At 71.3% G+C, this 12,931-nt stretch carries 15 protein-coding genes and 1 pseudogene; 8 read left to right on the top strand and 8 right to left on the bottom strand.

The window, feature by feature from the left end; all coding sequences use genetic code 11:
• Window positions 1-70 precede the first annotated feature (70 nt).
• Window positions 71-802 (top strand): YqeB family protein, encoded by a 732-nt coding sequence (locus ACH4G3_RS31460; RefSeq protein ID WP_397627680.1) that lies wholly within the window; start codon window positions 71-73, stop codon window positions 800-802.
• Here ACH4G3_RS31460 and ACH4G3_RS31455 read toward each other — a convergent pair.
• Window positions 792-1,232 (bottom strand): DUF5707 domain-containing protein, encoded by a 441-nt coding sequence (locus tag ACH4G3_RS31455; protein WP_397627679.1) that lies wholly within the window; start codon window positions 1,230-1,232, stop codon window positions 792-794. The two genes, ACH4G3_RS31460 and ACH4G3_RS31455, sit on opposite strands and share 11 nt — an antisense overlap.
• A gap of 250 nt (window positions 1,233-1,482) precedes the next feature.
• On the opposite strand from ACH4G3_RS31455, the gene ACH4G3_RS31450 reads away from it, so the two are divergent.
• From ACH4G3_RS31450 to ACH4G3_RS31440, 3 genes are read left to right on the top strand one after another with little or no spacing between them, the layout of a single operon-like run.
• On the top strand, window positions 1,483-3,777 hold the full coding sequence (locus ACH4G3_RS31450; protein ID WP_397627678.1) for a sensor histidine kinase: 2,295 nt from the start codon (window positions 1,483-1,485) through the stop codon (window positions 3,775-3,777).
• The gene (locus ACH4G3_RS31445; protein ID WP_397619654.1) at window positions 3,774-4,451 is read left to right on the top strand and encodes a response regulator; all 678 of its coding nucleotides are present in this window, start codon (window positions 3,774-3,776) and stop codon (window positions 4,449-4,451) included. The genes ACH4G3_RS31450 and ACH4G3_RS31445 overlap by 4 nt, the downstream gene beginning before the upstream one ends.
• 35 nt (window positions 4,452-4,486) lie before the next feature.
• Window positions 4,487-4,804 (top strand): SCO4225 family membrane protein, encoded by a 318-nt coding sequence (locus ACH4G3_RS31440; protein ID WP_397627677.1) that lies wholly within the window; start codon window positions 4,487-4,489, stop codon window positions 4,802-4,804.
• Window positions 4,805-4,937: 133 nt separating this feature from the next.
• Here ACH4G3_RS31440 and ACH4G3_RS31435 read toward each other — a convergent pair whose 3' ends face one another.
• Entirely contained in the window at window positions 4,938-5,918 is a 981-nt protein-coding gene (locus tag ACH4G3_RS31435; RefSeq protein ID WP_397627676.1) for a winged helix-turn-helix domain-containing protein, read from the bottom strand.
• Window positions 5,919-6,106: 188 nt separating this feature from the next.
• Between ACH4G3_RS31435 and ACH4G3_RS31430 the strand changes: the two genes are divergently transcribed.
• On the top strand, window positions 6,107-6,721 hold the full coding sequence (locus ACH4G3_RS31430; RefSeq protein WP_397627675.1) for a DinB family protein: 615 nt from the start codon (window positions 6,107-6,109) through the stop codon (window positions 6,719-6,721).
• On the opposite strand, the gene ACH4G3_RS31425 is transcribed toward ACH4G3_RS31430, so the two are convergent.
• From ACH4G3_RS31425 to pdxR, 4 genes are all read right to left on the bottom strand, one after another.
• A complete protein-coding gene (locus tag ACH4G3_RS31425; RefSeq protein WP_397627674.1) occupies window positions 6,718-7,143 on the bottom strand; it encodes a nuclear transport factor 2 family protein in 426 nt (141 codons plus the stop codon). The two genes, ACH4G3_RS31430 and ACH4G3_RS31425, sit on opposite strands and share 4 nt — an antisense overlap.
• 76 nt (window positions 7,144-7,219) lie before the next feature.
• On the bottom strand, window positions 7,220-7,591 hold the full coding sequence (locus ACH4G3_RS31420; RefSeq protein WP_397627673.1) for a hypothetical protein: 372 nt from the start codon (window positions 7,589-7,591) through the stop codon (window positions 7,220-7,222).
• A gap of 201 nt (window positions 7,592-7,792) precedes the next feature.
• Window positions 7,793-8,404, bottom strand: coding sequence for a DinB family protein (locus tag ACH4G3_RS31415; protein WP_397627672.1), 612 nt, complete (start codon window positions 8,402-8,404; stop codon window positions 7,793-7,795).
• 64 nt (window positions 8,405-8,468) lie between these two features.
• Window positions 8,469-9,854 carry a MocR-like pyridoxine biosynthesis transcription factor PdxR gene (pdxR, locus tag ACH4G3_RS31410; protein ID WP_397627671.1) on the bottom strand — a complete coding sequence of 462 codons (1,386 nt, stop codon included), beginning with the start codon at window positions 9,852-9,854 and terminating at the stop codon, window positions 8,469-8,471.
• A 226-nt stretch (window positions 9,855-10,080) separates the two neighbouring features.
• On the opposite strand from pdxR, the gene ACH4G3_RS31405 reads away from it, so the two are divergent.
• From ACH4G3_RS31405 to ACH4G3_RS31395, 3 genes and pseudogenes are all read left to right on the top strand, one after another.
• Window positions 10,081-10,836, top strand: coding sequence for a metallophosphoesterase (locus tag ACH4G3_RS31405; RefSeq protein WP_397627670.1), 756 nt, complete (start codon window positions 10,081-10,083; stop codon window positions 10,834-10,836).
• A 17-nt stretch (window positions 10,837-10,853) separates the two neighbouring features.
• Window positions 10,854-11,288 carry a GNAT family N-acetyltransferase gene (locus tag ACH4G3_RS31400; protein WP_397627669.1) on the top strand — a complete coding sequence of 145 codons (435 nt, stop codon included), beginning with the start codon at window positions 10,854-10,856 and terminating at the stop codon, window positions 11,286-11,288.
• A 4-nt stretch (window positions 11,289-11,292) separates the two neighbouring features.
• Window positions 11,293-11,472: pseudogene (locus ACH4G3_RS31395) on the top strand (hypothetical protein); the annotation flags it as partial.
• Here ACH4G3_RS31395 and ACH4G3_RS31390 read toward each other — a convergent pair.
• On the bottom strand, window positions 11,464-11,943 hold the full coding sequence (locus tag ACH4G3_RS31390) for a hypothetical protein (protein ID WP_397627668.1): 480 nt from the start codon (window positions 11,941-11,943) through the stop codon (window positions 11,464-11,466). The pseudogene ACH4G3_RS31395 and the gene ACH4G3_RS31390 overlap by 9 nt on opposite strands.
• Window positions 11,934-12,914, bottom strand: coding sequence for an IS701 family transposase (locus ACH4G3_RS31385; protein WP_449657607.1), 981 nt, complete (start codon window positions 12,912-12,914; stop codon window positions 11,934-11,936). The genes ACH4G3_RS31390 and ACH4G3_RS31385 overlap by 10 nt, the downstream gene beginning before the upstream one ends.
• Window positions 12,915-12,931 lie beyond the last annotated feature (17 nt).

Below are 12,931 nucleotides of genomic sequence, written 5' to 3'. Positions count from 1 at the left end.
CGACCAAAGTCGCGGACACGTAGACCAACGGCTGACGACAGCGCGTGCCCCGCCCGCCGAGACTCGCCTCATGGAGGACGCGAGGAACGTTCGGACGGGGAAGAAGCGGGTTCCGCCAGCGGGCACGGGCACGGGCGGGGACACCGAACTGTCCGAGTCCCCTTGGGTGATCACACTCTTCTGCGTGGCCTGCGGCGCCGGCATCGGCGCCGTGCTCCCGCTCCTCGCCCGCCTGCTGCTGAAGCTGCCGTGGGCACCGCTGGAGGGCCCGGCGGAACTGCTGACCTCGATCCCGGAGCCCGCGCTCACCCTCGGCACGGTCGCCGTGGGCGCGCTCGGCGGCCTGCTGCTGGGCCTCGCCGCCGTGCACGAGTCGCTGTCGGTCCGCATCTCCGGCACGCACCTGGCCCTGACCATCAGGGACAGCACGCGGGAGTTCACCCGCGAGGAGATCGCGGTGCTGTGCAGGGACGGCAAGCAACTCGTGGTGCTGGCCCCGGACGGCATGGAACTGGCCCGGGAGCACTGCGGCCTGTCCTGGCCGCGCCTGGCCGACACCCTCGCCGGGCACGGCTACCGCTGGGCGGAGGAGGACCCGTATCGCGCGGAGTTCCGCCGCTGGGTCCCCGGCACCCCGGGTCTCCCCGAGGGTGCGGACGCCCTGCTGCGGGCCCGCGCCCAGGCCCGCAAGAGCGACGACGACGCCGAGGACGCCCGTGAGCTGCGCCGCGAACTGCTGCGGCTGGGCGTGGTCGTACGGGACGAGGAGAAACGGCAGTACTGGCGGATCGTCAGCGGGTGACCTCGAAGGTGGCGGCCCGGGGCACGAACGTCGTGTCGCCGTCCTGGGCCGTCGCCAGCGCCGAGACGTACCAGGTCCCGGTGGCCAGCTCGGACGCCTCCTCCTCGGTGGCCCGCACCGTGTACGTGCAGCGGGACGTCTCGGCGCCGGTGCTCCGGCACGTGGCGCGCTCCGCGGACCGCAGCTCCGCCTCGGTCGGGTCGAGCTTCGAACTGGCGGGCCAGGCGAGGACCTTGAGGCTGCGGACGCCCGAGTCGTCGCTCACGTCCGTGGTGAAGGTGAGCGTGCTGTCATCGGTGTAGCGGGCCGAAGTGTTCGCCAGGGACGGGTCGGTGGAGGCGGAGGCGGCCGCCACGGCGAGGCCGCCGGCGGTGATTCCGCCGATGGCGACGATGCCGGCGAGCGACGCGACGAGAGTGCGCTTGGACATGGGAGATCCTCCGTGATCGGTCGGGAAATTGCGACGTTTCCCGATGCGGGGACACCGACGTCTCCCGATGCGGGATGTCGGCCTTTCCCGATGCGGGATGTCGATGTGATCGAGCCTATGGACGGCACGTCGCCCGGTCCTCACGCTGCGGAACGGTCGTCCCGGCGACGTCTGTAACCCAGGTAAGAGACCGAAATCCGCCTCCGGCCGGAGAGGCTCCCCTGGCCTGCGGCTCTAGCCTGGTCAGGACATGAATCGAACCGACGATCGACTTCTCCCGGTCGCGCTGATCTGCTCCCAGGCCGCGGTCTGGCCCGGCGCGGCGCTGCTGCGCGGGACCGTGCCGCCGGCCTCCGACCTGCTCGTGGCGGCCCTGGTCGGCGGACTGACGACAGCCGCCCTCGCCCTGCGCCGAACCCGCCCGGTGACGACCCTCGTCGTCATCGCCGCCGTCTGCGCACTGGGCGCCGGCCCGCTGCCCGCGGGCGCGGTCGCGGTACTCGGCACGGCAGGTGTCGCACTGGCCCTGTTCAGCGTGGCGACCGAGCGCGACACGTACACCGCCGTCCTGTCCGTCGTCACGCTCGCCGCCTGGCAGTCACTGCACGGCCTCACCCTGCACGGCCTGAGCACCCCGGACGGCCTGGACCTGGTCCTGACCGCTCTGCTCTACGCCGCCGCGTGCGGCTCCGGCCTGCTGGTACGGCGTACCCGTCGCGCCCGGCAGGCCGCCGAGCACCTGCTGAAGCGGGCCGAGGCCGAGCGCCACCGCCTCCCGGAGGCCGAGCGGCGCCGTATGGAACGGGAGCTGCACGACGTGAGCGCCCATCACCTGACCGCCGTGGTCGTCACGGCCGGGGCGGCCCTCGGCCTGCGCGACCGCCGCCCGGAACTGGCCGCCGAGGCCCTTGAGTTCGCGGTCGAGACGGGCCGCGAGGTCACCCGGGCGCTCGGAGCGGTCCGTGCACCGGCACCCGCACAGGAGGAACTGCCGTCCCCGGACGAACGGTTGCGGTCGCTCGTCGCCGGGTTCCGCAGCCTCGGCCAGCAGGTGGACTGCGAGATCGACCCACTCCCGGACGGCACCGTCGCGGACGCCGTGTACGGCATCGTCCGCGAGGCCCTGACCAACGTGACACGGCACGCGCCCGGCGCGCACACGACGGTTCTGTGCCGGTACGGCGACACGCGCACGGAGGTGGCGGTCAGGAGTGCCGCGCCACCGGCCGGTTCACCGGCCCACGGCACCGGCCTCGGCTCGGGGCGGGGCCAGGGCTTCCTGCGGTCCCGGGCGAAGGAGGCGGGGGGCACGCTGACGAGTGGCCCGACGGCGGAGGGGGGCTGGGAGGTCAGGGCGGTCCTGCCCGGCCGGAACACCGGGTCGGTCGAGCGAACCGTTCCCCGGACCTACCGCCTGGCACAGCTGACGGCCGCTGCCGGTCTGGCCGGGCAGCCACTGCTCCCGGTGCTGGTGATCCGGTCCTCGGAGACCACGCCCGGGTCCCAGGTGTCCGCCGGAGTCCTCTTCGCACTGCTGGCCGCCGCCCAGGCGATGGCACTGCTGTGGCTGGCGCGGGCGCCCAGGGCGGCCTACGGGGTCCTGCTCGGGCTGGTGTTGCTGTGGCCGCCGGCGATGGAGGTGGGCGGGTACACCGGACCGGTGCTCCTTCCGCCGCTGCTGAGCGTGATCGCGACCTGTACGGCGCTCGTGGTGAAGGCGGCGCGAGGGGTCGCCGACCCGTCGCCCGGCCGTTTCCCGGGTGCTCTGGTGGCAGTGCCGGTGCACGCGGCAGCGGCGGCGGCCGCCGTCCTGGACCGCGGTACGACGCTCCCCGTCTGGGCGGTCGGAGCCAGCACGGCGGCCGGAGCGGCCGTGGCTGTCGGCGCGGCCCACTGGTACGGCACGCTGCGCGGCCGGCATGAGGCGGCCGGCCGCAGTGCACGGGACGAACGCCTGGCGACCTGGACCGAAGAGGCCGTCCGGGAAGCATGGGCCGAACGCCGCAGGATCGCCACCGGCCTGGAGACCACCGTCCTGGCTCGCACCGCCGACATGATCGCCGAGGCGGAGGCGGGGCACCTCGACGCGACAGCGGACCGCGCGCGCGAGGCCCTGGCCGCGATGCGAGCCCTGCTGGACACGGTGGGGGAGGGCGATCCGGCCCCCGGCCTGCGACCGCAGCCCACCCTCCAGGCCCTCGACCTGCTGGCCCACCAGTGCCGGGCGACGGGCAGGGACGTGGAGATACGCCGGACGGATCGCGTGCCCGAGCGCCTGCCGACGGCGGTGGACCTGGCCGCCTACCACGCGGCCGAGACACTGCTGGCGGCCGGCGGTACCCGGCCGGCCCTGCTCGAACTCGACGCGGACGGCGATACGTTGACGCTCACGGCCACAGGGGTGACCGCCGCAGCCGAGCCCGCCGTCCGCCGACGCCTGGAGACACGGGTCAAGGCACTCAACGGCTCTCTCACCACCGGCCCGGGAGGCAGCACGCTCCGCCTCCGCCTGCCGCTGTCCGGAGTAGAGGAGACCGAGCAATGAGCCTCAAGGTGCTGGTCGTCGACGACCAGGGCATCGTACGGGCGGGCTTCGCGGCGGTGATCGACGCCGAGGACGACATGACGGTCGTGGGCGAAGCCGCCGACGGTGTGGCAGCGGTACGCCTCGCCGAAGACCTCTCGCCCGACGTCGTCCTCATGGACGTACGCATGCCCGAACTGGACGGCATCGCCGCCACCCGCATCATCACGGCCCGGGAGAACGCCCCCCGGGTCCTGGTCCTGACCACCTTCGACCTCGACGCCTACGTCTTCGACGCCCTGCGCGCCGGTGCCTCCGGCTTCCTCCTCAAGGACGTGCACGCCTTCGAACTCCTCCAGGGCATCAGGGTGGTGGCCACGGGCGAGTCGGTCCTGGCCCCGTCGGCGACCCGCCGCCTGATCTCCCACTACGCATCCGGCCCGGGCCCCCGCAACGCCGGCGGGCCCCACGAACTGAACACCCTGACCGCGAGCCAGCGGAACGTCCTGGGCCTGGTCGCCGCCGGCCTCAACAACGCGGAGATCGCGGACACCCTGGGCATCACCGTAGGCACGGTGAAGTCCCACGTGAACGCGCTCCTGCGCAAACTCGGCCTACGGGACCGGGTCCAGGCCACGATCCTCGCGTACGACCTGGGCCTGGCCCGCCCGAACCAACCGGGCACGCACCTTTGACCACCCCGATGACCATCCCGACCGAGGAGTCCACCATGACTGCTGCACCTCCCGGCCGCTCGCCCTCCCGCAAGGCGGCCCGCGCCCTGCGCCACCCCGCCGCTCTCGTCTACCTCGCCGTCTGCGCGATCCTGCTGGCATGGGCGCTGGTTGTGACGCTGGCCGACGGTTCGGACGAGTCGATGGCGGGGGTGATCCCGCTCCTGGCGACCGCCCCCGTGAGCCTGGTCCTGCTGATGCTCCCGGACCACGGCGCGATGCTGGTCGCCGCCGTCGTGCTTGGTGCACTGGTGAACGCCCTGATCATCGGCGCGTGCGCCCGGGCGCTGCGCGGGGGCGGCAGCGCGAACTAGCCGACGGCACGTGGGAGCGTCGGCTGCAGCAGGTCCCTCGCCCGGCGCGGCACCGGGCGCTCATCGCCCGGCGCGGCACCGGGCACGGAAGCGGCCTGGGCAAGAACCGCCGGGTCGTTGCTGATCTGAGTCCTCAGCCCGAACCGGCGACCAGCGCCTCGCCGAGCGGGGTGCGCCGGTAGAGCACCGACCGTCCGGACCGGGCGCGGACGAGCAGCCCCGCGCCTCGCAGGATGGTGAGGTGGTCTCCCACCGCGCCGGGTGCCATGGCGAGGCTTCGGGCGAGGTGGCTGGTACTTGCCGGGGCGTCCAGCGCCAACAGCAGCCGGGCTCGGGCCCGGCCGACCAGAGCGGTCAGCGCGTCCGGTGGGGGGACGGTCGCCTGTTCGTCCCACAGGGCGGCGGTGCCGCGGGCACGATAGACCAAGGTCCTGGGCCAGGGGTCTTCCAGGTGGGCGGCGATGTTCCCGACGAAGACCGACGGGATCAGCAGTAGCCCGTCGCCGGCGAGGCGGACGCCTCCGACTGGGGGGAAGAAGCCGATCTCGATACCGCCGGCGCGCCAGGCGATGCTCGGGTGCAGGCTCTCGATGGCCGTGGCCCATCCGTGTTCGCCGATCACGCCCACCCGGTGCACGACATCGCGCTCACAGATCGCGCGCAGGTGCGGCCAGTCCGTGGCGAGCAGCTCGTGCCACGCCTGGTCCATCGCCTCGGCGATCCTGGAGACGGCGTCCGTGGAGTCCAGCACTGCGCGTACGCGGGGGTCATGGGCGGACGGGCCGGTCGCGGTGGTGGCGAATTCGTGGCGGGCCGCTTCCAGCGGTGTGGCCCGGATCATGGCCAGGTCGTCTGCCCAGGTCTGGTTGAGGCCGCGCGGGGGCGGGGCGACGAAGTTCGGTCCGGATCGCGGGGTGTGCAGGGCGAGGGCGGCGTCCAGTTCGGTCTCGCGGCGAAGCCGTTCGAAGGCCGGCAGGAGCCGGGTGGCCCAGGCTCGCGGCAGCGGCCGGTTCCGGCCGGCGAGCGAGCGCAGCAGTAAGCAGAGGTCCATCGCGGGCGACAGGGCGAAGCGGCTGCGCAGCAGGTCCTCGACGGAGACTTCGAAGCGGAGCACCCCGCGATGCTACCGGCGGACGTCTGTTCCGATTCGTCCAGCGACGAATCATTGGTGAGTGGCGTGGGCGCACGGCGAGGCTGGGCGTCATGACCCCAACCGCCGCCCGCGCAGAGGGCCGCGAGCCGTCACGCACCCCACCCACGGGATCTTGAGACCACGAACAGCCCATGGAAGGTTCATGCCGCATGATCGATGAATTCGCGAAGGACAACCTGCACAGGAGACTGCGGCGGGACCGCGAGGCGCTGCTCTGGAAACTCGACGGCTTGTCCGACTACGACGCCCGCAGACCTTTGACGGCGACCGGGACCAACCTCCTCGGCCTCGTCAAACACGTGGCCACCGTCGAGGCCAGGTACTTCGGCGAGGTCTTCGACCGCCCTTCCCCGCAACCGCTGCCCCGGTGGCAGGACTCCGACGGCAGCGATCAGTGGGCGACCGAGGACGAGACCCGCGATCAGATCATCGGGTTCTACCGGCGCACGTGGGAACACTCGGACGCGACGATCAACGAGCTTTCCCTCGACGCGCCCGGCCACGTGCCGTGGTGGCCGGAGCCTCATCCCAACACGAACCTGTTCGCCATCATGGTCCATGTACTCGGCGAGACCATCCGGCATGCCGGGCACGCCGACATTCTGCGCGAGGGCCTCGACGGCCGGACCGGGGTGCGCGCCGAGAACGAGCAGCAGATCGACGAGGCAGCCCGTGCAGCCCACCGCGCGAAGATCGAGCAGGCCGCCAGGTCGGCCGTGCCTTCGTCGTCCTCGTCCGGCTCGGAGCGCCCGGGCAGCTCCTAGGCGTCAGGTGTGCACGCTGCGGCGATCGACGCGCTGTTCTCGTAAAGGTGGTGCCGGGTGATCCGCCCGCCCTCGACGGTGAGCCGCAGCGCGAAGGGCCCCGAGAAGGACTTGCCGGTCGCACGGACGGTCCCGGAGAGGTGCCCCATCAGAACGGCGTCGGTACCGTCGACGAGGATCGTGTCGATGGACGCGCGGGCGTCCTCCGGCACGGTGTACTCGGCCAACTCGTCGGCCTGAGCGGCACATTCGGCGGCCGTGGACCGAGGTCGGATCCAGGGAACGACGGGGTTCTCGGCCAGCATCCAGTCGACCTTGTCCGCGAAGAGCTCGGTGAGCCCTTCGGTGTCGCCGGCGAGCCGGAGTTCGAGGAACTTCTGGACTGTGGCGCGGGTGGCGTCCGCGGCGCTGGTGGATGTCATGGGAGACAGCCTGCCGGGACGCCGAAGGCCCGTCGATTACGCCGGAGGTAAGGCTATGACCTCGGCCCGACGCCTACTACGCAGCGCCCGAGTAGATGCAGTCCATGGGCACGTACCCGGTGGTGCCGCGGTACTTCACCTTGCGCCAGTGCGGCGAGTCGTCTCCGCCGCACGCGCTGTAGACGCCGCCCTTGACGGTTCCACTGGACATGCAGCCGTTGGTGTTCTTGTACCAGAGGCGCAGGGCGGTGGCGCTCATCTTCGGCTTGTTGCGGATCTTCACGTTTGTGATGGCGTGCCCCATCGGGAAGTCCGCCGTGCAGCCGCTCGCGGCCGTGGCGGCCGAGGCCGTCCGGGCCGCGACGGTGCCTTCCGCGGCCGTTGCGGTGCTGGTGCCGAGCATCGCGCATGTGGCGATGAGCACGGGGATCAGGAGACGCTTGGTCATTCGGGTCTTCCCCCTTGAACCTGCTGGGTCGGGTGCGGGCATGCCGGGAGAAGGCGCGAACGTTCCCCCGTTCCGCCGCACGTTGCAAGTGGGAACCTATCAGAGGGTATGTGCGCGTCCTCGCTGGACCGACGGCACACACAAGACCTCAACAACCGGTGCCGCGAAGGGACTTGAGCGACCCCCCACGTCCATGGAAGATCACTGCCCGACGCGGCCGTCGATCAGCTCACGCAGCAGGTCGGCGTGACCGCAGTGGCGCGCGTACTCCCCGATCTGCGCCACCAGCACGTCACGCAGCTGGAGCCGCCCACCCGGCTCGGGACCGAAGTCGGAGTACCCGGCGTTCCGTGTGGCGAGGTCACTGACACCGGCCAGATACCGCTCGTTGAGCTCCACCTCGGTCCGCCACCGCCGCCACGCCTCCTCCACGACCGCCGGGTCCGCGACCGCACCGTTGAAGTCACCGTCCCGGTCCTCCTCGGTCCGGTACAGCTTCGGCGCGTCCTCCCCGGCCATCACCCGCCGGAAGTGCCGCTCCTCCTCGGTCAGATGCCGCACCAGCCCGAGCAACGACATCGTGGACGGCGGCGCGGACCGCCGAGCCATCTGCTCCGCGTCCAGCCCCGCGCACTTCATCTCCAGGGTGAGGCGATAGTGCCGCAGGCTCTCCAGCAACGCCCCACGTTCATCGACGATCTCCACCGCGGTCTCGCGCGGGTCGTCGTCCGGATCCACCCACATGTCGGGGTAGACGGTCGCCCGCGTCCACCGAGTTGCCGCTGGTTCACTGACGTGCTCGTTCGAGGCCATGCGGGGATGGTGGACGGTGCGGGACGGGTTCCGCCACCGGATTTCGGGGTGTCGAGCGCCCGGCCTACAGGCAGGTGAACAAGGCGTCGAGGGCGGCTGGGTAGCCGTGTTCCGACGGGGCGGCGAAGCCGATCAGCAGGCCCTGGGGGCGGTTGACGGGGTCGTGGTGAAGGTCGGTGAGACCGCGCAGGGCGACGCCGTGGCGGGCACACCTGGTCAGGACGTGGTGTTCGGTGGGGCCGTCGGAGGAGAGAGTGACGAGGGCGTGCAGGCCGGCGGGGACGCCGTGGGCGGTGAGGCCGGGCGTGGCGGCCAAGCGGTTGACGAGGAGTTCGCGGCGGCGGCGGTAGCGCAGGCGGGCGGCGCGGATGTGGCGGTCGTAGGCGTGCGTGGTGATCAGGTCGGCGAGGACAAGCTGGCTCAGGGTCTCGGTGTACAGGTCGGCTTCCTGCTTTGCCCGCACCAGCGGTGGCACCAGGTGGGGCGGCAGGACCATCCAGGCCAGGCGGAGGGCAGGGCCGAGGGTCTTGGACGCGGTTCCGCAGTAGACGACGTGGTCAGGGGCGATGCCTTGGAGGGCGCCGACGGGTAGGCGGTCGTAGCGGTACTCGCCGTCGTAGTCGTCCTCGACGATCAGCCCGCCCGTGGAGCGCGCCCATACGCACAGTGCCTGGCGGCGGCCCGGATGCAGTGGGACACCGGTCGGGTACTGGTGCGAGGGAGTGAGGAACGCGGCTCCCGTGCGCTGGGTGAGTTCCTCCACGCGGGCGCCGTGGGCGTCGACGGGCAGGGCGACGGTGGTGAACCCGGCGCGTTGCACGACGTCGCGGAAGCTTTTGTGGCCCGGGTCCTCCACAGCCACGGTGCCGGTGCCGCCCGCGGCCAGTACGCCGCTGAGCAGGCCCAGGCCCTGGTAGTAGCCGGAGGTGATCACGATGCGGTCCGGGGTCGTGATCACGCCGCGTGTGCGGCCCAGGTAGTCGGCGAGCGCGTGGCGCAGCTCGATCCGGCCCTGCGGATCTCCGGCGCCGAAGACCTCGGGGCGGGCGCGGTTGAGCACTCGGCGGGTGGAGGCGAGCCAGGCCCGGGTGGGGAAGGCGCTGACGTCGGGGAGCCCGGGGCGTAGGTCGTGGCGGGGAGTCGTCGGCGCGGGTGCGGGTGGTGCGGGAGCCGTGACGTGCTGCGGTGTCCCGGCCACGTGGGTGCCCGATCCCGGCCGTGTGGTCAGGTGGCCCTCTTCGACCAGTTGGTCGTAGGCGGCGCTCACGGTGCCCCGCGAGAGGCCGAGTTCCCTGGCCAGCCCGCGGGTGGACGGAAGGAGCGTTCCGGCGGGCAGGCGTCCCTGGCGGATGGCCGCCCGGAGCGCGGACTCCAGGCCGTTTCGACGCCCTCCTGCGGCATCGAAGTCGATGTGCAGGTCGAGCCGGGAACCGGACCAATTTTCTGGCATGGAACTGGATCTTATTTCTGGTCCTGTCGCCCTCTACGTTCGTGACGTTCGTGGTCGGAAGCCCGGACGGAGGGAGGAGCACGAGCATGAAACGGGTCGCAGTCATAGGACACGGCGCGATGGGCGCGCCGTCAGGACTGCTCGGCCGTCCTTTCCCACCTCCTGCGCGCCGCCCCACATCCTGCACGCCCCACACCCTGCACGCCGCGACGAAGGGACCCCAGCGGTGCACGTGATTGCCCACCTCAGTGACACTCACATCGACAGCGGGCCGCGCAGCATCGAGCGCACCCGGGCCGTCATGGATTACCTCGAAGACCTCCCCTACGACCTGGACGCGGTCCTGGTCACCGGAGACATCGCCGACCATGCCCTGCCCACCGAGTACGAGCAGGCCCGCCGGCTGCTGACCTCCCGGCACCCGGTCGTGGTCAGCCCCGGCAACCACGACGAGCGCGCCGCCTTCCGGCAGCACCTGCTCGGACAGCCGGGTTCGGCGGCACCGATCAACCTGGTGCACCGCGCCGCCGGTGTCGTCATCGCCCTGTGCGACTCCTCGGTGCCCGGCAAGGACGAGGGCTTCCTCGAGGACGAGACGCTGGCGTGGCTGGAGGACGTCCTGGCCGAGACCCCGGACGCGGTGCCGGTACTGGTCGGGTTCCACCACCCGCCGGCTCTGCTGCACGTCCCCTTCGTCGACGGCATCCGACAGTTCGGAGCCGAGCGGCTCGCCGCGCTCACGGGCCGCCACCCCAACATCACGGCCTTCCTGTGCGGGCACGCCCACACCCCGGCGGCGACCACCTTCGCCGGCCGCCCGCTGCTGGTGGCACCGGGCGTGGTCTCCACACTCCGGCTCCCCTGGGAGCACCGGGCCCACGCCGAGGACCACGTCCACCTCGACCAGCCACCCGCGCTCGCCTTCCATGTGCTGGACGACGAGGGACGGCTGACCACTCATTACCGGTTCGTCAACGTTTGATCATCTGGGGGTGCCGCGTGATCCGTATCGGCAAGCTCATGCCGTCCGACAGGGATGCCTGGGAGGCCCTGTTCCGCGCGTACATCGAGTTCTACCAGCGAGTCGAGCCGCCCGAGATGTACGACCGGGCATGGCGCGAATTCCTGGCGGACACACATCTGCACGCTCTGGGGGCGAGGTGGGACGACGAACTCGTCGGCATCACGCACTTCTTCGCCCACCCCAGCACATCGGGGCCGGACGTCTGCTACCTGCAAGACCTCTTCACCGCCCCGGACATGCGCGGCAAGGGCACGGCCCGCGCGCTGATCACAGCCGTGTCCGACTGGGCCCGGTCCCGCGGCTGCTGCCGCGTGTACTGGAACACCCACGAGTCCAACAGCACGGCACGGCACCTTTACGACAAGGTGGCGGAGAACCGCGGTTTCATCCGATATCAGATCGAACTGTGACGCAGAGAGACTCGGCCGCCACCGGGGTTGTTGAGAGGACCGTATCTGGCTCGCCGGCTGCCGCCGGCTCCACCGCCGCTACGAACGCAAGGCAGAGCACTTCCTCGCCTTCGTCGGCATGGCCGCAACCCTCCTCTGCCACCGCCGACTCGTCCGGGTGGACGGGCAGGCCCAGTCAGTGTGAGGCTCCGACACTGCTGGCCCAGACCCGCAAGGGCGTGATCTCCGGCTCGATCTCGGTCTGCTCCAAGTGGCTCCCCACGTCGTCCAGGTCCGACCAGGCGACGACGCCCGGCTTGCTGTCGGCCAGGAACGCCTCAACGACTGGACCAAGGTCGGCGGAAGCCACATACGTGCTGCTGAACGGCAACGCATCCGGGGGCACAGAACCGGTTGAGCACCGGAGCTGCCCGGCCTGCACGTCGTGCCACACATAGAACGTCGCCGCTCCGGAAAAGCCCAGCTCGCGAATGCGTGCCCGGATGGCAGCAGCAGTCTGCTCAAAAGCAGCGACCACCTCGGCGGCGGACAACGACCTCCTGTCCTCGTCCGCCGCATCCAGCGACCAGGTGTTGGTCTCCCACTCCACCCGCCGGTCACCCGGGTCCAGCGCCAATGGCTCGTCCGCCACCTCAGCGATCCACGTCAACAGCACCAAAGCAGTATCCCTGCATGCCCAGGGTGACCCAGCGGGACCAGGACGCGTAGCGGCGGACCTGATGCTCGTCCAGGGCGGCCAGGCCCTTTCCGGATTGGCCATCTTGATCCAGCGACTCGCACCAGCGTGGTCAGCGGCATCGGTGTGGGCGAGTAGCAGCGGTAGTAGGCGAGTTCGCCGGTGCTGCGGTTGCGGCGGATCAGCAGTTGGCGACTGCCGGGCCTTGGGTCGGCGAGGTCGATGACGGCCCAGTCGTAGAAGCGGTGGCCCTTGGCTCCGGCCCTGGCGGAGAGCTTCTGCCAGGCCCGTTTGGGCACCTTCTTGGCCAGCGTGTCCGCACGGAACTTCCCCGCGCTGGTGGTGACTTCGTGCGAGCAGGCCACCGCGAGGATGTAGCCGGTGCCGCGTTTCTCCAGCGCGTCTCGCAGCTTGGGGTTGCCGCCGTAGACCTCGTCGCCCGCGACCCATGCGGCCTGATGGCCGGCGTCCAGGAACCGGGCGACCATGCGGGCGGCCAGCTCCGGTTTGGTGGCGAAGGGAGTCTCCGCGCCGAGCCCGGCGGCGCGGCAGCGGTCGGAGGTCCAGGAGCGCGGGACGTACAGTCCCGGTCCACTGCCGCGTGCCCGCGCGGGCCGGCGTAGACCAGGGGAGACGGCGACCTGAGCGTTCTCGATCCTGCCCGCCGTGCCGGTGCCCTTGTTCACGTCCCCGCTCTCGTCGACCACCAGCAACCGCCTGGTCGTGGTGCAGGTGCTCCACCACGTGCTCGCGCAGGTCGTGCGTACCTGCTCGGCTTCCCACTTGGCCCGGCCGAGCAGGTGCTGCATGCCGTCCGGGGTGGCCTCCCCGGCCCACTCGGCGATGGTCCAGCAGTTCTTGCGCGGCAGGTCCGACAGTAGCCCGAGCACCAACTGCCCCGCTCGACGCCGGGGTTCGACCCGCGCAAACCGCCCCGCTATCCGGCTCATCAGGCCCTCGAACGCCT

The sequence above is a fragment of the Streptomyces afghaniensis genome, assembly GCF_044327915.1.
In the GTDB taxonomy this organism is placed as follows: Bacteria; Actinomycetota; Actinomycetes; order Streptomycetales; family Streptomycetaceae; genus Streptomyces; species Streptomyces afghaniensis.
This window is presented reverse-complemented; position numbering and strand designations above follow the sequence as displayed.